At 41.6% G+C, this 19,684-nt stretch carries 20 protein-coding genes and 1 pseudogene; 11 read left to right on the forward strand and 10 right to left on the reverse strand.

From position 1 onward, the window contains the following. The first annotated feature begins 4 nt into the window (after positions 1 to 4). The 3 genes and pseudogenes from RRG12_RS11435 to RRG12_RS11445 all read left to right on the forward strand — a co-directional run bounded on the left by RRG12_RS11435 (position 5) and on the right by RRG12_RS11445 (position 4,127). Positions 5 to 735 (forward strand): annotated as a pseudogene (locus RRG12_RS11435) (ISAzo13-like element transposase-related protein). A gap of 794 nt (positions 736 to 1,529) precedes the next feature. After that, positions 1,530 to 2,642, forward strand: coding sequence for a patatin-like phospholipase family protein (locus tag RRG12_RS11440; protein ID WP_420759359.1), 1,113 nt, complete (start codon positions 1,530 to 1,532; stop codon positions 2,640 to 2,642). A gap of 912 nt (positions 2,643 to 3,554) precedes the next feature. Next, the gene (locus RRG12_RS11445; protein WP_420759360.1) at positions 3,555 to 4,127 is read left to right on the forward strand and encodes a CAP family protein; all 573 of its coding nucleotides are present in this window, start codon (positions 3,555 to 3,557) and stop codon (positions 4,125 to 4,127) included. Positions 4,128 to 4,424: 297 nt separating this feature from the next. On the opposite strand, the gene RRG12_RS11450 is transcribed toward RRG12_RS11445, so the two are convergent. Further along, positions 4,425 to 5,333 (reverse strand): SDR family oxidoreductase, encoded by a 909-nt coding sequence (locus RRG12_RS11450; protein ID WP_420759361.1) that lies wholly within the window; start codon positions 5,331 to 5,333, stop codon positions 4,425 to 4,427. Between the two features lie 147 nt (positions 5,334 to 5,480). Between RRG12_RS11450 and RRG12_RS11455 the strand changes: the two genes are divergently transcribed. Beyond that, positions 5,481 to 6,443 carry a helix-turn-helix transcriptional regulator gene (locus RRG12_RS11455; RefSeq protein WP_420759362.1) on the forward strand — a complete coding sequence of 321 codons (963 nt, stop codon included), beginning with the start codon at positions 5,481 to 5,483 and terminating at the stop codon, positions 6,441 to 6,443. 133 nt (positions 6,444 to 6,576) lie between these two features. Here RRG12_RS11455 and RRG12_RS11460 read toward each other — a convergent pair whose 3' ends face one another. Both RRG12_RS11460 and RRG12_RS11465 read right to left on the reverse strand, forming a co-directional pair. Next, entirely contained in the window at positions 6,577 to 7,179 is a 603-nt protein-coding gene (locus RRG12_RS11460; RefSeq protein WP_420759363.1) for a hypothetical protein, read from the reverse strand. Positions 7,180 to 7,271: 92 nt separating this feature from the next. Continuing rightward, on the reverse strand, positions 7,272 to 7,796 hold the full coding sequence (locus tag RRG12_RS11465) for an IS1096 element passenger TnpR family protein (RefSeq protein ID WP_420759364.1): 525 nt from the start codon (positions 7,794 to 7,796) through the stop codon (positions 7,272 to 7,274). 534 nt (positions 7,797 to 8,330) lie between these two features. On the opposite strand from RRG12_RS11465, the gene RRG12_RS11470 reads away from it, so the two are divergent. Then, a complete protein-coding gene (locus tag RRG12_RS11470; protein ID WP_420759365.1) occupies positions 8,331 to 8,951 on the forward strand; it encodes a DUF1877 family protein in 621 nt (206 codons plus the stop codon). 281 nt (positions 8,952 to 9,232) lie between these two features. Next, complete coding sequence (locus tag RRG12_RS11475) at positions 9,233 to 10,054, forward strand: endonuclease/exonuclease/phosphatase family protein (protein WP_420759366.1); 822 nt, start codon at positions 9,233 to 9,235, stop codon at positions 10,052 to 10,054. Here RRG12_RS11475 and RRG12_RS11480 read toward each other — a convergent pair. Continuing rightward, positions 10,043 to 10,267, reverse strand: coding sequence for a hypothetical protein (locus RRG12_RS11480; protein ID WP_420759367.1), 225 nt, complete (start codon positions 10,265 to 10,267; stop codon positions 10,043 to 10,045). The genes RRG12_RS11475 and RRG12_RS11480 overlap by 12 nt on opposite strands. Positions 10,268 to 10,640: 373 nt before the next feature. Next, positions 10,641 to 12,857: an AAA family ATPase gene (locus tag RRG12_RS11485; protein WP_420759368.1), complete on the reverse strand. Its 2,217-nt coding sequence runs from the start codon at positions 12,855 to 12,857 to the stop codon at positions 10,641 to 10,643. Between the two features lie 83 nt (positions 12,858 to 12,940). Between RRG12_RS11485 and RRG12_RS11490 the strand changes: the two genes are divergently transcribed. Then, the gene (locus tag RRG12_RS11490; RefSeq protein WP_420759369.1) at positions 12,941 to 13,366 is read left to right on the forward strand and encodes a hypothetical protein; all 426 of its coding nucleotides are present in this window, start codon (positions 12,941 to 12,943) and stop codon (positions 13,364 to 13,366) included. Between the two features lie 48 nt (positions 13,367 to 13,414). Continuing rightward, the gene (locus RRG12_RS11495; RefSeq protein WP_420759370.1) at positions 13,415 to 13,630 is read left to right on the forward strand and encodes a hypothetical protein; all 216 of its coding nucleotides are present in this window, start codon (positions 13,415 to 13,417) and stop codon (positions 13,628 to 13,630) included. Positions 13,631 to 13,724: 94 nt separating this feature from the next. Here RRG12_RS11495 and RRG12_RS11500 read toward each other — a convergent pair whose 3' ends face one another. Then, positions 13,725 to 14,576, reverse strand: coding sequence for an SDR family oxidoreductase (locus RRG12_RS11500; protein ID WP_420759371.1), 852 nt, complete (start codon positions 14,574 to 14,576; stop codon positions 13,725 to 13,727). A gap of 218 nt (positions 14,577 to 14,794) precedes the next feature. On the opposite strand from RRG12_RS11500, the gene RRG12_RS11505 reads away from it, so the two are divergent. Continuing rightward, on the forward strand, positions 14,795 to 14,992 hold the full coding sequence (locus RRG12_RS11505) for an NblA/ycf18 family protein (protein ID WP_163939743.1): 198 nt from the start codon (positions 14,795 to 14,797) through the stop codon (positions 14,990 to 14,992). 221 nt (positions 14,993 to 15,213) lie between these two features. On the opposite strand, the gene RRG12_RS11510 is transcribed toward RRG12_RS11505, so the two are convergent. Continuing rightward, positions 15,214 to 15,345, reverse strand: a complete 132-nt coding sequence (locus tag RRG12_RS11510) for a hypothetical protein (RefSeq protein ID WP_277926820.1) — start codon at positions 15,343 to 15,345, stop codon at positions 15,214 to 15,216. Positions 15,346 to 15,512: 167 nt separating this feature from the next. After that, on the reverse strand, positions 15,513 to 16,619 hold the full coding sequence (gene pyrC / locus RRG12_RS11515) for a dihydroorotase (protein ID WP_420759372.1): 1,107 nt from the start codon (positions 16,617 to 16,619) through the stop codon (positions 15,513 to 15,515). Positions 16,620 to 16,699: 80 nt separating this feature from the next. Between pyrC and RRG12_RS11520 the strand changes: the two genes are divergently transcribed. Beyond that, on the forward strand, positions 16,700 to 16,960 hold the full coding sequence (locus RRG12_RS11520; protein ID WP_420759373.1) for a ribbon-helix-helix domain-containing protein: 261 nt from the start codon (positions 16,700 to 16,702) through the stop codon (positions 16,958 to 16,960). A 12-nt stretch (positions 16,961 to 16,972) separates the two neighbouring features. Next, the gene (locus RRG12_RS11525) at positions 16,973 to 17,269 is read left to right on the forward strand and encodes a type II toxin-antitoxin system RelE/ParE family toxin (RefSeq protein WP_420759374.1); all 297 of its coding nucleotides are present in this window, start codon (positions 16,973 to 16,975) and stop codon (positions 17,267 to 17,269) included. A 187-nt stretch (positions 17,270 to 17,456) separates the two neighbouring features. On the opposite strand, the gene RRG12_RS11530 is transcribed toward RRG12_RS11525, so the two are convergent. Both RRG12_RS11530 and RRG12_RS11535 read right to left on the reverse strand, forming a co-directional pair. Further along, complete coding sequence (locus tag RRG12_RS11530) at positions 17,457 to 17,999, reverse strand: DUF4334 domain-containing protein (protein ID WP_392476011.1); 543 nt, start codon at positions 17,997 to 17,999, stop codon at positions 17,457 to 17,459. 188 nt (positions 18,000 to 18,187) lie between these two features. Further along, positions 18,188 to 19,429: a cytochrome P450 gene (locus tag RRG12_RS11535; RefSeq protein ID WP_420759375.1), complete on the reverse strand. Its 1,242-nt coding sequence runs from the start codon at positions 19,427 to 19,429 to the stop codon at positions 18,188 to 18,190. Positions 19,430 to 19,684 lie beyond the last annotated feature (255 nt).

Below are 19,684 nucleotides of genomic sequence, written 5' to 3' on the forward strand. Positions count from 1 at the left end.
AGTTGTGGCATTAGGACACGGAGGGCAGTCTAAAGCAGAGAGAGAACTAGGATGGAATCGTGTAACTATTGGTAAAGGAATTAAAGAATTAAATAGTGGTATCATTTGTGTAGATAATTATCGATTTAGAGGGCGTTATAAATCAGAAACTAAACTGCCAAATCTTTTAGAAGATATAAAAAAATTAGTCGATTCTCAAAGTCAAATAGACCCTACTTTTAAAAGCCAAAGACTATATACACGACTTTCTGCTGCGGAAGTGAGACATCAATTAATTGAAAAATTTGGTTATGCAGATGAAGAATTACCAACTTCAGAAACAATTCGTGTCAAGTTAAATGATTTATGGTATCGCCTCAAGAGGGTTGCCAAAATTCAACCTCAAAAAAAATTCCCGAAACTGATGCAATCTTTGAGCAATTAGCTATAGTTCACCAAGAAATTTCAGAAGACCCAAGCGTTTTACGCTTAAGTTTGGATGCCAAAGCTCGTGTCAATATCGGCGACTTTGACCGTGGTGGTAGAAATCGAGTACCAACGGAAACTGATGACCATGATTTCAAACCAAAAACAACTGTGGCTCCTTATCGAACAGAATTCAGGAGTCAGGAGTCAGAATTCAGTTGGGTATTCTGTATGAAAAAGCGGATGAATAACCGGCGTTTTTGCACCCCACCAAATTTTCAACTTGGTGGTCAACAAGAAAGTCGCGGGTCTGAATCCCCAACTGATTGATTCTGACTCCTGAATTCTGACTTCTGAATTCTTCTTCAAGCTACTGGGGTGCGTTTAACTAAAGGAGCGATGCAAGAAATTGAAAATAAAATTTCACGTTTGACTAATTTGGGTCAAGAGAATTTACCAAACTTAGGCAAGTGGTTTGTTGATATTTGTTACGGAGCAACGTAATTGTTAGAAGTTAAATAACAGTTTTTCGTGCAATAGCCATTCTCCTCACTGCGCTATGCGTATTGTTGAGTGCAGACATTTATATTGCATATATTTTGTTAGGAGAGAGCAGTTGCTGTCGGCAACTGCTCTCTCTCTTTCAGAATGATTATCATTTTTGTTAACTGTATATTTTATTCTCTGGAAGTCCCTTAAGCCAGCGTATGCTTGATCGTCCATCTGAGTCTGGCTCTCGACCACAAACAACCCCAACTTTTCCAGTTACATAGAAAGGACGTAGAATCAAAACTGTGTCTCCTACTTCAGGAGGGTCTGGGGTCTGCAATAGCGCTCCTAAAGGTGTTAGCTCTGAAAAATGAGCTTATACAAGTGAAACCTCTGTTGTATAACCTTATCTTAATCAGGGCTTAATTCCTAGCTAATCTTCCTGTTGATGCAAGTGATGGAATGCTTTGAGGCTAGAGCAACACTCCACAAGGGGACGCACGTTAACGTTAAAAATCAAGTTCGTTTTCCAGGTTTACCAACAGTGCCTTCGCTATATCTTCCCCAATTTAAATTTTCATAACTCAACTGGGAATACTTATAGAAGTACACGACAATAAAAAGCCGGTTGTAATATGTCATCTCAAAATCAGGACAAGAAAAAATTTAAGATACTTGCTTTAGATGGAGGTGGAATTCGGGGCGTAGTAACAGCAAAAATTCTTGAAGAATTGCAAAATCAACTAAAAGTTGCAGGAATAGAACAACCTTTAAACCAATACTTCAACTTAATTGTTGGTACATCTACTGGTTCAATTGTAGCTGCTGGTTTAGTGCTAAATAAAACCCCAGAAGAACTGATAAATATTTATAGAGACAGGGGTAAGGAAATCTTCAAGAGTACATGGTTACGAATCCCAATATTGAGTACTAAATATTCTAATGAAGGGTTAATTCAAGTTTTAAAACAAGAACTAGGGGAAGATATTACACTTCGTCAAGTTGGCGAAATGCCAGGAGCAGAATTGTTAATTCTTGCCTATGACACTTTATATCGCAATACAACCTTTTTTGCTAGTCGTTATTTTCAAAACCATAATGATAAGTGGTTTAACGATAAGCGACTGTGGGAGATTTGTCTTAGTTCTGCATCAGCACCTACCTTCTTTCCTCCCTATGAATTCAAATGTAAAGATGAAGGAGGAGAGTGGAGATTTCCTCACGTTGATGGCGGAATAGGTGCTAACTGCCCTTCTCTGGCAGCGCTTCGTTATGCCATAAAAGAAAAAAAACAAAGTATTGAGGACATCTCTATTATTTCTATTGGTACTGGTAGAACCACCAGACCGCTTGAATACGAAAAAATTAAAAATTGGAATATTTTGAATTGGGGACAAAATATTCCTGACGTATTTATGGGAGGTCAAATTCAGATTATTACTGACTCGTGTGAAGAGATTGTAAATACAGCTAATCCTAAAGGTTATTTACGACTTCAATTTAATATAACTGAGCCATTTGAAAAAAGGGGAAGTGAAATTAAACCTGTAAAAATAATCAAGCAAAATGAACAAATCAATAAATTTACCAAAGAGCATATCAACCATGCAATGGATGATGTGAGTCAAAAGAATATTAAGAAGTTACTGGATGCAGCATCTCTTTATTCTAAAAGTAAAAGTAGTGACATTAAAGAGTTCATAGCAAATCATAAAGAGTCAAAAAACTTGCAACCAATGGCTTTCTAGGTTCAATCTATTTGTGAAATTGCCATAATTTTATATGGTTCGGTTAAGCCTAAAAACTTGGGAAAGGTCTTGGAGGACTGTTGCCATTCCTCTAGAGTAGCCCTGTAGGATTTTCGATGAAAGCGATTGCTGGTCTACACTGGTTAATGATCCTAGATTGTTCTCCCCAGAGTAAATATCTGAAGTTGCCAAGTCCAAGTCTGTTGCCTAAGTTACTTGTGCCGACGCAAGAGAAACCCTACATTAAACTGTAGGCAAGATTTGCAGTATTTATACGGAGGTATAAATAATTACTAAAGTATAAACTGAATACTGGTAAAAGATGATTATAGTAAATTTATATACTCTATTGAGGTCAATAACTTAGTAGAGTATTTTTGTGAAAGTGTGTCTACGGTAAGCGATCGCCTTTCATGTGCCCTTGTTACAACCGCCCCTCTACATGCGATTGTTCTCTTGAGGTCAAGGGTGTTGTATTGGGCTTGGTTTATTGCGTCTAATCCTTGTATAGTGCAGCTTTAAAAGTTTTCCGCTCTTTTTGCATAAAGTAAAAAATTTGAACTGAAGAGTATTTCTGGAACGTTGGAAAAGATTGATGTTTCTTGGACAATTACTGAATTCTTCGTTGCAGACATGGAGTTAAAAGCTTTCTGAAATTTAGTAGCCCACCAGGATTGAAAAATAGCCTGTCTTTCTAAGCGGATATTAATCGCTTTAAGTAGCTCGTCTAATGTTGAGTTGACTGTTGACTATTAACTGTTAACTAAAAACTCGTGAACCGTCAACGGTCAACAGTGAACAATAGCAGTGGAATATTTTTTTACTTGGAAGTCCCTCACCTACAACAAAGTTACATTGACCTGCAACTTTGTTGCACTGACCTGCAAAAGCTAACCCAAGAAATACAAAACCATGAATAAATTATTTTCAACTCTAACCCTGACAACAGCTACAGCTTTAACAGTTGCAATCACAGGAGGAGCAATGATCGGTAATTCAGTTTTAGGACAGACATCTATTGACTTAGCCAAGTTGTGTAGCGATGTGGTGACTGCACACAACACTTATCGAGCCAAGCATAAGAGTCCTAACGTGAGTATTGATGATACTCTCAACCAGAGCGCCCAAGCTTGGGCACAAACGATAGCAGCTAAAGGTGACTTAGAACACAGTACCAATCGAAACAATGTAGGAGAAAACATATACTGGAGTGGAGATGGAGACTCAACAAACTTAGGTAGTGCAGCAGTTCAAGACTGGTACAGTGAAATTACAGACTATGACTACACCAAACCTGTATTTTCTGGCAACACCGGGCATTTTACTCAGGTGGTCTGGAAGGGCAGTACCAAACTAGGCTGTGGTGCTGCACCTGGCCCTGCAACAATTGAGGGTACTAAGTACGATGGCTTCTATGTAGTTTGTCAGTATGCTCCCGCAGGTAATGTGCAAGGACAGTTTGCTGATAACGTGCTGAAACCCTAGTTGTCTGCTGTTTGCTCAACTTGTCTAAATAAGGTGGGCAAATATAGCGGTTCTTAAATGGAAGCAATACAGAATGGCACTAAGACTCATGTGAAACCTCGCCAGGGCAGGGTGTTGGAGGTAAGTGTAGGGTGTAATGTTTCGGACAATTTCAATGCCAGTACGTCAAGAAGTTCAACATCTTCTTAATTCCCCACACCTGAACCTGCAACCCCGCACCTAAAAGCTAGAAATAGCAGGGATTTACGCTTTTCTTAGTGCCATTCCCACAGAATACGTAGTGTTGTGACTGGAACATTACCTATATCCGGTCGCATCAGGAGGTTTACCCGCCTCCTGGACTTCATGAATGTAGCGCCACGCATCGGGTTGAGAGCCATCAAGATCGGTAAAGCCATAAACCTGTGCTAGTTGCCCACTGGAAAGCGATTGGCCATTCCAGCGCACTACTTGTGGATCGCCAGCTAGATAAGCAACTGCACGCCCGACATAGTAGGGCGTCTCAGAAATGATGAAGTGTGGTTCTTTTGCTGTTGCGTCCTGCCAGTTGGCTTCACTCACTCCAAAATGATCGAGCATGAGTTCCGAGCGCAACCAGCCCGGAGTCAGCGCTACGGCAGTACATTGATGCGGTTTAAGTTCTTGCGCCAATCCCCATGCCATGCGAATTACCGAGGTTTTAGCAAGGTCATAGAACAGCGACAGCCGATAGTTTTTGCTGTTATATTCGGCAGTCCCATCGGTAATTTCGACTACCAATCCACCGGGTTTCTGGATCAACAAGGGCAATGCGAAGTGGCTAGCGATCAAATGGGTGTTGATCGCCAATCTCAGCATCCGTAATCCTCGCTCCAAAGAAAGCTCCCACACAGGCTTGTTGAACTCCGCCAGATATTCTGCACCAATATCGTTGACCAGAACATCCAGACGGCCATGTTCCTGCTCAACACGAGCAACAAGCGCCTGTACTTGTTTTGGGTCTAAATGATCGACTACAACCGCGATTCCTTTTCCACCAGCCTGGTTTACCAATTCCGCCGTTTCTTGGATCGTTTCAGGGCGGTTGTATTCCGAACGCACAGTAAGAGTAGTGCGTCCGGTGACATAAACGGTTGCCCCTGCTGCACCAAGTTCCACAGCAATACCACGACCTGCACCGCGTGTTGCCCCAACTACAAGCGCAATTTTATTCTTCAATAGTTGCATAATTGACCTCCTTAAATACTGCTAGGTAGCTTAAAGAAATCGATGACTCCAAACCATCTTTATGCAGCATAAGCTGAACTTCCTGACATCCCTTGTCATATTTAGGCAGTAAAGTAAAAAGTAGTTTCGATTGGTCTTGGGATAGTTATGCGTGCCGATCGCCTCCTCTCGATCCTGATGTTGTTGCAGGTTTATCGTCAACTAACAGCGCGAGATTTAGCAGAACGATTGGAGGTATCTGAGCGCACCATCCATCGTGACATGGATGCCCTCAGTAGTGCCGGAGTTCCGGTGATGGCAGAACGCGGTAAAGGAGGTGGTTGGAGTTTACTCGACAGCTATCAAACTACGCTGACAGGACTTAACTTGGCAGAGATCCAGGCGCTGTTTTTGCCAAAGTCCGCAAACCTGTTAGCCGATTTAGGCTGGAGTCAAGCATTTGAAGCTGCTCTGCTCAAACTTCTGGTAGCAATGCCTGCCGCAAATCGTCAACAGGCAGAAATGGTTAGCCAGCGCATTCATGTCGATCCAACAGGCTGGCATCGGTGGGACGAGGAAATGTCGGCATTTGCGACTCTACAAACAGCGATTTGGCAAGAGCGGCAAGTAAACCTCAGCTATGAGCGCGGTAATGGCAAACTGGTCAAACGATTAGTCAACCCACTGGGATTGGTCGCCAAAGGCAATGTTTGGTATTTCGTTGCCTCGGTAGAGTCAGAGGTACGCTCCTACCGGATTTCACGAGTGCGGGATGCCATGCTTACAGATTACCCCTGTGTTCGTCCGGTTGAATTCAACTTAGCCGACTATTGGCAACAATCGATGGTTGAGTTCAAAGCCAATCTGCCTTACTATGGCGTAACGGTGCGTGTTGCTCCAGAGGTTATGCCTCGGTTACGCTATGCCGGATACTTTGCCCGAATAGAACAGATTAACTCGCCCGATGCCGATGGCTGGACTCGCGTCTGGCTGAGGTTTGATATAGAAGAAGCGGCTTGTGCTTATGTGCTGGGGTTCGGCGCACAGATGGAGGTAATTGAGCCATTAGAATTACGCGATCGCGTTTTGCAAGCAGCAAAAGAGGCGATATCACGCTATGCTGGACAATGAACAAGTGCATTGCGTTTTGAGAACTGTGCGATCACCTAAAGGTATGGCTAACGCTTCCGCTTGAACAACACCGCTCAGTTCCCGTCATCTCGACTCCTACAAGCACCAGAAGCTACTGCCATAATTCCTGATTTTAAAAGTTATTATCAGTAAAGGGAACTATGGATGGTAAAAATCTTTGGGCAGATGGGTAAAATTCTAACCTTGCTCCATAATCATCTGTTTGTGATATTTCTAATTCAATTTTTTGCTGATTTTTATCATCAAAGAGTAACTGGATTTGATATTCTGTCCAGAATTGCTCACTTAGTTCATCTTCTAGATCAAAAAGCTGTTCTTCATCGCCCCAGATATCTGACCAAAGGACTATCCGATTAGCGCGGAAATGATTTTGACCTTTGACATCTGCAATCACAAAATATACTTCGACATTTAAATTAAACCCAAACTCATCAAGCTCTGTCTCTTGTATCGCACATTTAACCACAACTAAGCTATCAGGGTTAACATTCACTACTTGCTGTTGGCGCTGTAACATTTCTTGAAATACCAAATCAGGTAGCAGCTTTGAACTCTCTTCGAGTACAATTTTTTGAGTTTCTGGTGAATAGCGAGTTTTTAATTCTTGGGTTATTAGATTTAAGATATCACCCGTGGCTAAATTGACAACTATTTTTTTATTTGTGGAATTAAGGAAACATCCATGATTAAGTAAATAATGTTTTTTAGCTGCCATGATTCTTTAAAAACCTTCTCTGCTTGAGTGATATCCTGATTTACCAAATAGCCTATCGTAGCAAGGCAATGACGATTGTCTTGCTTTTTCTTCTACTCAAAATCCGCATATTGCGGAGGACTAGCCCCGACTCGCTGAGTAATTTTAGGATATTTGCCTGATGGAACTGTGTCTGCAATGCTGATGACATCAATCTGATGCCACCAATCATCACCAAAATCGAACCAGTAACCAAAAGCATCATCTATAGATAAGCCCAAAGACGCAATTGAAGTACTAGAAACATTTCCTGTAGGCTTTGGTGTCAAATCGGAACTTGAAAATGCTTGTTTTATGCAATAGCGTCTTGCATTTGGATCTTGCGGCCCTTTTCCTCCTACTTGAAATTCATATATATGTTCTTCTTCTCGGTCAAATGCTTTGAAGATGATTTTATGCAGATCCTGCAAAGTATTGCTGCTTTCAATTTCGATGGTTCTGGACACCACTGGATTTTCTGCTGCAAATTCCTCTGTAATTGGGCCATCAATTAAAAACACCTCTAGCACATATAGTGCATTGGGAGAAGGGTTAGTCGCTTTTTTGGGAGCATTTTCTGATTTTTTAGTTTTAGCCATATTCATTACAGGAATTTAGCTCACCCAGCTCCAGTTTTCTAGGATTTTATCCTTTTGAGTCGGTTTGAGTTTTTGAAATCAAACCAGAACTGTTGCGTATAAAGCCACTTGCATCAATCATTATTGTAATTGACTGTAGCGTTTTGATTTACTCTGTTCCACGCAAGGCGGGAGGGTTTCCCAACGCCCGTCAGAGATAATGAGAAGTTTGGCTTGTAATGAGGGTATAGCTATCTTGAAGTGGCAGACACACTTCGCAAGCAATAGTTTATTGGTCTAATACCAAGCTTGGGTGTAAATCAAGCCATCCATTCAGTCCACTGGGGCGCATCTGTCACCAGTTGAGCAAATTTTTTGGGGTAAGATAAGATCCTCAAACTTCAGTATCACGGCGCAATGCTCATTAATTGTTGGCTGATTTTGATGATTTGCTCCCGCGAGTAAACCGTGGGGTTCACTCTCTGCTATCAACACATCCCCACTAATTTTTTTGACTATAATAAATAGTTTGACAGGATTAGCAGAGGAGGACAGATGGGCTGGGAACTCCAACTGAACGCGCTCCCCTCGAAATGCACCTTACTAGAAAACGTCGTTAGCAGTGATATTGATGTCGAATATCTTTCGTTTGTACGGAGGTATTTTAGCCTGCGCCGCGAACAGCCCAGTCGGATCAACAAATTTCCTTATGGTGAAGCGGAGTATAAACAGTTTGTCGATGCCCTTGAGGAACTCGTCGAAACGCACCCCGGAATTGAGAATCGATACTGCGATCTTTCTAGGCGATTCGATTGGATAAAATGCTTGCTGATGAAATGCGCTCTCTCCGAAGAGGAGGAATCGTTGGCTGTCACTGCAATCACCGGCCAATCAAACGTGTTACCTTCAGCACGAAGCACACAAGGATTCCCCATCCGTTGGACTCCTGCCGACAAATGCGAGTTGATTCACATTTGGCTTAGTGGAATTACTGAAGAAGATATCAAGTCCAAGTACGCTCCGGTACTGATGTACGATGCACACCTTTACAAGTGGCACCAGACGAGGGATACTGACGAGGCATTTGGATGGATCGTCAGGGACTTCACGGCACTCAAGCGATTCTACGAAGATGTGGTAGATCATTCAGAGGCTGTTCTTATAGTTACCGACTGATACGCTTGGGTGAGACTGAGGAAAGCGCAAAAATCTTTGAGCCGTAAGCAAAAAGCTTCAAATTAGTATATTTTCAGTAATAAGCTTTGCAAGTACTGTATATCTAGCTAAGTACTCTTGTATGTAAATATCAGTATTAGATGTTAAAGTCTTATAGCCAAATTTTATTGAACCTTCTACTAGGGATTACTGCCCTTCTTTCAATAAGTGTTAGTTTTTTTTGGCAGTATCCTTTCGAGTTATTAAGTCACGGCAGAGTTTATTACTTTTTAGTTTCTTTAGTGATCACTATCGGAATTTTGTGTGCTTGGTTGGCTGGAATTCGTTGGCAGGGCACACTGTTTTTTGCTCTTGCTTTGCTAGCGTTTAATAGCGTTTGGATATTACCTTGGTATTTGCCTAATAGCCACCAAGGGCGAGGTGAATCTATAAGAGTTCTAGAATTTAACATCAACACTCAAAATACTCAGTTGAGATATGTCGCTAATCTCGTTGAACAGCAAAAGCCTGACATAGCTGTATTAATCGAGATCAGCTCACCCGCGATGAAGGAACTAACCGCGTACCTGCAAGATACTTTCCCGTTTAGTTACCGGACTTCTGGTGGTGGTTTGGCTGTTTTTAGCCGTTTTGGGTTGGTAAATCCTCAAGGAAAGGCACTAAGTGCAGGAACGATTTTAAGCACATCTGTAAAAATTAGTAATAAAAATATTACTTTGGTAGCAGCCCACCCTTTAGTACCGATCAAACCTGATCTTTTTAATAAGCGCAACACCGTATTAGCTGAATTAACTCAGTACTTGCAAACTCAAGGGGATAAAAGACTAATATTTGCAGGTGACTTAAACCTAACTCCTTGGTCGCCATACTATAAAAGGCTAGTTGAAAAAACGGGTCTACACAATACAAAATTGGGCTTTGGGATAGAACCTTCATGGGTTGAATCGGCAACTCATGTTCATTTACCAGCCTTGATTATAGGCGTACTTAAGCTGCCAATAGATCATATTTTTGTTAGTAATGATATCAAAGTTGTAGATTGTAAAACTATCATAGGTGGAAATTCAGACCATCGAATGCTATTGAGCGATTTAGTCATTTAAAAATTGTTTTAATAATTCTTGTAATACGAAATCAGGTAATAGCTCAGAACTTCCCTCACGAGCTTGTTTTTGAGTTTCTGGCGAGTAACGAGTTTTTAACTCTTGCTTGATTAAAATTAAAATATCTTCTCTAGCTAAATTGACAACTATCTTTTTATCTGTGGGATTAAGGAAACTTCCAACATTCAGATTAATGTGTTTTTTAATTGGCATAGTTCTGTAAAATCCTTTTGAACAGTTCATACTCATCTACAAATAAAGCGAAGGCAAGGAAAAATATTACCGAAGAAAGGCAGAAGGCAGAAGGCAGGAGGCAGGAGGCAGGAGGTAAGAAGTATCAATTAAAACTTTAGTTTTGGTCTAAAGCCCAGTTCAAAGCGATAATTATACCGAGACTGCTTGCAGCGAGGTATAAAACGTCCTTGCTTCAATCCCACTATGAGTAAGGGTGGGTTACCTCCTGCCTTCATCCTCCTGCCTCCTGAACTCAGCTTCAATTATCAGTTTTTATCGAGACGTACTTCCGAGTAATTGCAGGAGTGAAAATCATAATTATAAATGACTGTGATTTGATAGCCTATTATGTTCATCCGCTAATATTTAAAAATGCCACAGTGCTTGACCAATTAACGGATTGGTTGAGTAAGTAACGAACAAATAAATTTTTAATAATATTTATTTCCTCACTGGTCAAATTTGCAGCCAGACGCTCGGCATAACTTGGTCGATTAAGATTAGTAGCAAATAAACGCTTGATAAAATTATCAGAGATGTGCATTGGTGTCAAATACTGTTCAACAACGACTTGTACACAGTGTCCATTTGAGGCAAAAGCGTGACGCAAATCGTCAGCATCCCAGTTAAGCATGGGGTCAGAGGCATCTGTATAAATAGCTTCTTCTGCTAAAACTAATCGCTCATACAATTGATTATCGAGACTTTGGCTTGGCAGTAAGTGGTAAAACCTTTGGGTATGACGAGGTACTGTCTCAGCTAAAATAAGCTTGACTGAGTGCGGGAGCAATTGACCTAAAATTTGAGCAGCAAGTCCCTTATCTGATTCCGAGGCTAGTACATTGCGCCCGATAATAGAGTCAAACTGTACATTTGGTGCAAGAGATGCCAGCATAGGAGGTATCTGTGCAACAGATGCAGTAAAAACTATTGGTCGCATTGTTTCAGGAAGTGCCGCAGCAAGTTCTACTAAAGCATTGACATCAGAGCGATTGCGAACACAGGCATAAACCCCACCTTCAGGAACTTGCCGGATTGCTTCCCAAGTAAGTAAACCAGTGGCGGCATTTAGATCCAATACTAAGTGATGACGTTGTAATTGGGCGAAAGTGAAAATGCGTTCGCGCACAGATGCTAATTGTGTACTTACCTGAGAAAGTGTGCGTTGCAACCAGCGCTCATCTGCTCGGTCAACAGTTCCATAAGTCATAACTTCCATTGGTGCAACACCAATACCTTCTACTATTGCAGCAAGTTGAGCTTCTCGACGACGTGCCACTTGTGTTGCGATTTGGTGTTCATAACCTTGGGTTGAAGGTTGATAAAACAATTGACCTTGCAAGCTGGTGGGTAAATATTGCTGTTCTACCCAATGATCTCGGTAAGCGTGAGGATAGAGATAACCAGCCCCATGCCCAAAACCTTTTTTATCACGATTGGCATCTTTAAGGTGAGTGGGAACGGGAGCAACATTTTCAATTTCTACTGCGGCTAAAGCATCAAAAAAGCCCATAATGCTATTGGATTTTGGTGCAGTAGCTAAATAAAGTACTGCCTGCGCCAAATGATAACGTCCTTCCGGCATTCCCACGCGATCAAATGCTTCAGCACAAGCATTTGTAAGGACAACTGCTTGTGGGTCAGCCAATCCAACATCTTCACTGGCAAGAATTAACATCCGACGGAAAATGAAACGCGGGTCTTCACCGGCATAAACCATTTTGGCTAGCCAATAGAGTGCTGCATCTGGGTCAGAACCTCGTAAGCTCTTGATAAAAGCACTGATGGTATCAAAATGGACATCCCCTTCTTTGTCGTATAAAACAGCACGCTGCTGAATAGATTCTTCTGCCACTGCTAGGGGAATATGAATAACACCTTTAGTATCGGGGGGTGTAGTTTCTACAGCTAGTTGCAAAGCATTCAATAATGAACGAGCATCACCGTTAGCAACATTAACTAGATGAGCTAAAGCATCTGTGTCAATTTGTACTGTTAACTTGCCATAACCGCGTTCTGAATCAGCTAGTGTTTGCTCAACAATTTTGTATAAATCTTTATCAGTTAATTGCTGAAGTTGAAAAATCCGTGAACGGCTGACAAGTGCTTTGTTGACCTCAAAAAAAGGATTTTCGGTGGTAGCACCAATGAGAATGATTGTACCATTCTCTACCCAAGGCAATAGAGCATCTTGCTGAGACTTATTAAAACGATGGACTTCATCGACAAAAAGAATAGTTCGTTGATTATGGAACTTGCGCTGTTGTTGGGCTATTTCAATTGCCGCTCGAATTTCTTTGACTCCTGAAAGTACGGCATTGATAGCGATGAAGTGAGCGCGGGTGCTGTTGGCAATAACTCGCGCTAGAGTAGTTTTGCCAGTTCCTGGTGGCCCAGAAAAGATTACTGAAGACAGTTGATCCAAGCTAATAGCACGCCGCAATAGCCTTCCTTGTCCGATAATATGATCTTGACCAACAAATTCATCAAGTGTCCGTGGACGCATCCGAGCCGCTAGGGGTGCTGATTCTTCAGTTATTTTTGCAAGATGCTGGTCAAATAAGTCCATTATTTCTCGGATTATAATAATTATATAGAAATAGGCATTATTTTAGGCTATTAATTGAATCTAATCATAACAATTGATGCCGAATGCCAGATGTTAATTATGAAAATTTATTAACTGTAGTAAAAACTATGAAAATTTCCGAAATATCAACAGAAACTCTGGAAAAAATCAAGTCAGTTAGGTGGGATAGAATTATTGAGAAACATGAAGGACCAGAAAGTTGGGAATCGGTTTTCAGATATGAAGAACCAGAATTTTTGTCAGTAGAAGAATGCTCAATATTATTACCTGTAGATAAATCACATCATCCGAATATTACTATAATACGTTGTATCTGGAGTGCGGATAATAATTCTGTAACAGTTTTTCTATCAGATACTACCTATGAAGATGATCCATTCTTTTCGGGATTTATGGCAGTATGCGATCGCCTGAAGAATGAAGAATTTTTCTTAGCAATCTTGTACCATGAATGGTTTATTATTGAAAGAGCCGCAGTTTGTGAATAAAGAGTTTTCAGGAGTTATTCAAAAATCGGACAGATTCTCAGAAAATTTATGATAACTACTTCTGCTTTGACTATTGGCTCTCAAACCGCTAGAGCATGGTTTGATAGAGATCCAACGAGCGAAAAACGTGCAGATGTCACCCAACAGCATCTGCAAATTCTGAGTTCCAAATATACATCAGATTATCGTGAGTTACCTGTTTCAATTGTTGAAGAACGTCGCTTCAAATTAAATGTCAATCTTTCTCAATATCAGAGGAAATAGATTGCGCTTTCATAAAATGAAACAGGAAAGCTATTAGCTGTTCCAAATTTCAGAAGTAATGGAATTATGACTACTGACAGGGAGCAAAATCAACTTATAACCAGAACTGTCGATAGTCCTCGATATACTGCTGTATGGTCAGAGGTGAACGATTGAGTAATTGCTCCGTATCAGGTGTGATGTTGCCGGAAAATCCTAGTCGAGCGGTTGTGTAGATTGCTAGCATTACTAAAATAAAGTCTATTGGCAACCTTTTGGAGCGCATTTGTCGAACAAACTTTAGCACAGAGGGATTATAGCGTACCGATTTACCTAAAACAGATGTGAAGATGTCTGCAACTTCATAATAAGTTAAGGCTTTTGCGCCTGTAAGGGGATATGCTCTTCCCTGATGCCCATCTTCAATCAAAGTACGAACTGCAACGGCAGCAATATCCCGCACATCAATGAAACTTGTTTTACCATTACCAGCCGGAAGAAGCAATTCACCACGAACTTTGATGTCTTCTGTGTGTGTGGTATTAAGATTTTGCATAAAAAAGCTGGGCCGTAAAAAGGTAGCTTTAATACCTAATTGGTTGATATAGCGTTCAATTTGGGAGTGTGGCAGAAAACGGTTGTGTTCGGCTCCTAGTATTGAAAGAAACACGATATGCTCAACGCCTGTGAGTTTTGCAGCATTTAAGGCGGGGGCAATTTGAAGAGGAATATTAGCAAGGGCAGGCGGACGCACTAAAAAAAGTTTATTGACTTCAAAAAAAGCATGATCAAAGGTGTCAGGATTGGTAAAGTCGAAAGGGACGTACTGAATATTGTTGCCTAAAAGGTGTTTAGCGTTGTTTGGATTTCTAACTCCAGCACAGATATTACAATCGTGGGATTGTAGTAAGCTCAGAACTTCTTGACCGACATTGCCAGTAGCACCTGTGACTAAAATTTTCAGCATGATCAGCAATTTTTGTTAGAGCATACTTACTGAATTTTAGCCATCAATAACATTATTTACTTGGTTTGCCACAATGGAGTGATATCAAGGTTTTCAGCAGCAGATACTGTATTTCTAACCTACGCCGGTACGGTTTACACCCCTTCATCTTTTGTAAAGCTATCGTAACATTTATTTATATAAAACAATATTTGCTTAATTTAGCAAACTCAAAAGCTATGAACCAACCCATTGAATTATCTTTAGAACAAGAATTTAGCCTGAGAACTTTTTCTGATCAAGTGCAGCAGATGTCCCGTGAACAAGCTCAAGAATTTTTGCAGATGCTGTATAAGCAGATGATGATAAGGGAAACGACTTACCAAGAATTGCTCAAACATCAGTGGGAAGTTGGTTCAGGTTCAATCTTGGGTTAAAACAAACCTTGCTCCCGTCAACTGTAGAAAGAGCCAACACTGTCAAGTCGAAGCTGCATTTTCAGCTTCAGTCCCTTCCAACCTTGAATAACAGCACTTTCCACCAGGGTGAGTGTTTGCGAAATGTCAAAGGATATGTGTTAATTACTTTTGAAGAACCGTTTTTCAACTTAATATGTCATTAATCTTTGATTAATCTCTCAAAATTAAATAAACTTGTTTCAATTGACGTAGAAACGGCGATCGCTGGGGCTGAGATCGGGTGTACGCTGTGGGTTACAGAGTTTACACTGTATTGACCGTTGAGTAACAAAAAATTGTCTGCCAAACACGGCAATCAACAGATGATTCACGCCATCCACTCCACCCAATCAGGCGCTCTGTCCACCAGTTGAGCAAATCCATCGGGTTAAACCTCCTCAAACTCAACCATCACCCCCCACCTTTCATCACTCGTCAGCGTACTGAGTAGCTCTTGTACCATGCCAGATTCCACAACGGCTGATGCACAATGCGAATGTCATACCATTTGCCATGTCATTTCCTGCCCCGCCCCCAAAGGTACAAGCCCAGATTCCATAAATGGAACTTCATCAGGAATGCGCCAAGTCGTTTTGGACAAGGTAATTCGCTCGGTATTACGCGGCAGTTGATAAAAATCTGGGCCATAGAAGCTAGCGAACGCCTCCAATTTATCCAGGGCTTTCACGCTTTCAAATGCTTCGGCATACAACTCAAGGGCGTGCAGAGCCGAAAAGCATCCCGCGCAGCCACAGGAACTTTCTTTGCTGGTGCGGGTATGGGGAGCGCTATCGGTGCCTAGAAAAAACTTCGGATTAAGCGATGTTGCCGCTTGCAACAAAGCCTGACGATGCTCCTCCCGTTTCAAAATGGGCAGGCAATAAAAATGGGGGCAAAGGCCGCCTTTGAACAGGGCATTACGGTTAAACAACAAATGTTGTGGCGTAATTGTTGCTGCGATGGTGTTGGCAGACAGGACATACTGCACCGCATCCGAGGTGGTGATATGCTCAAGCACCACCCGCAGGTTGGGAAATCGCTGCTTGAGGGGGATTAAATGTCGCTCGATAAACACCTTCTCGCGATCGAACGTATCAACATCGTTATCGGTCACTTCCCCGTGCAGTAATAACGGCATGTCCACCTGCTGCATTGCTTCAAAGACGCGATCACCCTTTTGAATATCCGTCACACCGGAGTCTGAGTTGGTCGTTGCACCGGCTGGGTAGTACTTGACCGCTTTGATAAACTGAGATTCTTTCGCCCGGAGAATGTCGTCGGGGCTGGTGTTGTCGGTGAGGTAGAGCGTCATCAATGGCTCAAACTGTTGGCCTTCTGGAATGGCGGCGAGGATGCGATCGCGATAGCAAGCCGCATCTGCCACTGAGCGGATAGGGGGCTTCAAGTTCGGCATGATGATCGCGCGGGCAAACTGACGCACCGTGTAGGGCAGAACCGCTTTCAGTGCTGCACCGTCGCGCAGATGCAGATGCCAATCGTCAGGTCGGGTGATGGTAAGCTTTTGCATCCTTTCATTATAAAACGGCAACAAGGGCTTCATGAGAATAGGGGCGATCATCCAGATATGGTATGGGGCGATCGCCATATTAGAAGGGATTGGCTATAATTTGATGTCGCATGAAAACTGTCAGCTAAAATAATGAAGGGAGTTATACAGGAACGCCAATGAATATCAGTATTGACATACCTGATGAGGTGCGCGTTTATGTAGAGGCACAAGTGATGACAGGTGCTTACAGTAGCATCGGCGAATATTTTCTCTCATTGGTACAACAAGACCAAAAACGCAAGGCACAAGTGAAGTTAGAAGGACTATTGAAAGAGGGTATTGATTCTCTTGGGCAGGAAGTAACACCGGAATATTGGCAGAATTTGCGTTCTACCGTTTTAGGTCAGAACAGCATGGGGAACCAAAACGATACATGAACTATCGGTTAATTGTCAAAGACCGGGCAACGCAAGATTTACGACATTTGGCAAATTATATATTGGTTAATAGGGAATACGGATGCAGCAGTTAAATTCTTAAATGCTGCGGAATTAACCTTTGCTCAGTTGTCAAAGACTCCTGGGATGGGAAAGGTAACGCGGTTGGTGGAATCGAGATTGGGTAAAATCCGACAATGGCGGATCAAGGATTTTCGGGATTATCTGATTTTCTATTCTTTTGAGGATACTACCATTGAAATGCGGGCGGGTATTTCATGGATCAAGAGATTTAGCAGATGTACTTAGCTCTTTAGACGAAGAATTTTAACCCAAAATAAAACCAATCCATATCTGCAATTAATCGGGTGAGCTTTGTGAGGAATGACCTACACCGCTCTCTAGTATCCTTGGAAGAATTGTTGTTGAAAGCCGTGAGCGATTTAAGGAGGTCTACGGAAAGAATCTCAGTCTCAAGCTATTTATCCGCCAAAGGCTAAAAGCATCGTTTGAGAACAAAAAAGAAAGGTTGAGCTAGGTTCTTATAATCCATAATTCCTAACACAGTATTCTTATCTACTTTTCTAAAATAATCATTGATTGGCAAATAATCATAAATCATAGTAGCCGTGACTTTGCCTCTGTACTCCATCATTCTCAGTCTGGCTTGGCTTTTATCGGTTTTGAGTAAAGAATTAATTGATCCTAGTAACGGTTTGAGAGAATTATTTTTGGGTATCGGTAACTTCAAAACCCAGTTCATTAAAGTCGGATGAGGCGCAACTGGAAAAATCTTCCCCTGACTATCTAAAAATAACAAAGGGTGAACATTTTCAGCATCTATAAATTCTTTTCCATACCAATTAGAAATTTCTAATAAACCATCCATTGGATGATTTGTATGTAGTCCAGACCCTTGCCAACGACCAAACATAAAATCTAAATTCACGGGTTCAAAAGCATCAAACAATTCTAGAGCTTTTTCTATTGTAGTTTTACCCGTTTTTAGAATTAACTGATAATTTTCTAAGGTTTCCATTGTTGTTATCCTTTTACCTATTATCTTAGCAAAACTGAGCTTTTTATACTCATTCTTTCCTATGCGAGTGCAAGCCTCTGATAGGAGATGGGAATTATGACAGGCTTACCGATCTCCTGTAAATGCTATATAAATTCTAGTTCTATTCTTGATGAGAAATATGAAATACAGTTTTCTGATTGCCACTATCACACTTTGTCAAACTCAATATAGAGGTGCTTCAGTGTACGCATGAGTACGTTTGGTAAGTATTGGTATCCTTCTGATGCCAAGCGGATATTCTTTATCCGTAGCAGCAACTTTTTATAAGCGATGTGCATTTCCTTACGAGCAAGCATAGCACCTAAACAAAAATGAATACCATGACCAAAAGATAGGTGGTTACTTGCATTATGGCGGCGGACATCGAAACGCTCACTCTCCTGAAATTTTCTGGGGTCGCGGTTAGCGGCATCGAAACGAAGCATCACTAAAGACCCAGCTTTGAGATCGATGTCTTGGAGTTTTGTATCTTGCGTTACAACTCGCCACATTCCGGCTGTGGGGCTTTCCATCCGTAAAACTTCTTCCACTAAATTCTCTAGCAGGGAAGGATCTGCTTGTAGCAACGGAATCTGCTCTTGATTCTTTGTCAGCAACAACATCCCAGCTGTAAGGGCACTAGTGACCGTCTCATTACCTGCTACTAGTATTTGCTGAATTATACTTAGCAGTTCAGCAGTGTCGAGCGCTCGTTCTCCAGCCACCTTTGCCTGTACCAAGTCGGTGATCAAATCATCTTCCGGCTGTTTTTTGCGTGACTCAATGACATCATGAAAATAATGTTGGAAAGCAACAACATCTTTAGCACACTCGATCTCCTGCTCTCTAGAAAGTAGATGACCTAGACGCGCAATAAAAGCATCAGACCATTTTTTGAACTTTGGCAGATCCTCTGGCGGCACACCTAATTGTTGAGCAATAACTTTGACAGGTAAAGGGACGGCAAACTCACTGACAAATTCACACTTGCTCCTCGTGATGAAACAGTCAATAAGTTCATCAACAATCTGCTCAATCAAATTATGCATTTTGTTCACACGCGACGAGCTAAATGCCTTATTCACTAGCGCTCGGAATCGCTCGTGTTCTGGCGGGTCTGCTGTGAGCAGGGTGTTCATCTGAGGCCAACCTTGAGCAAAGATTTTCTGCAATTCATTATCTTGTTCTTCAATGCCTGCCAGTAAAGTAGAGAAATTGCTGGAGAATACTCCTGTATCTTTAAGGATTTCGTTTATTAAGTCATAGCTGGTAACAAGAAAGAGCTTGGCATCAGTTCTGGGACTTGGTAGTTCCATAATTGGTGCTTGCTCCTGAGCCAACTTGTAAAATTCATAAGGACACACAAGCAGTTCTGGGTCAAAGAAGTTGTAATCCGACAGATGCTTCATGCTTATAGTGGTGGTTAGTAATAATTTGCTTTGAGTCACTGTCAAGTTAACAAGATCATAACAGTTTAAGGGCAACCTCTAAAGCCTTATCTTATCTGCGGGATTGCATCCTTGACCAAACGCTAGTAGTCTGCCAACCCAAAAATGCTGCGTGATGGCTGGGTAAAGGTTAAGGGGTAAGGACTTTCCCCCTTCCCCTTTCCCCTTTACCCCGCCAAGTGAACTTGGCGAACTACTAGGGCTACGCTAATGTTC

This window comes from Nostoc sp. CALU 546 (assembly GCF_048836525.1).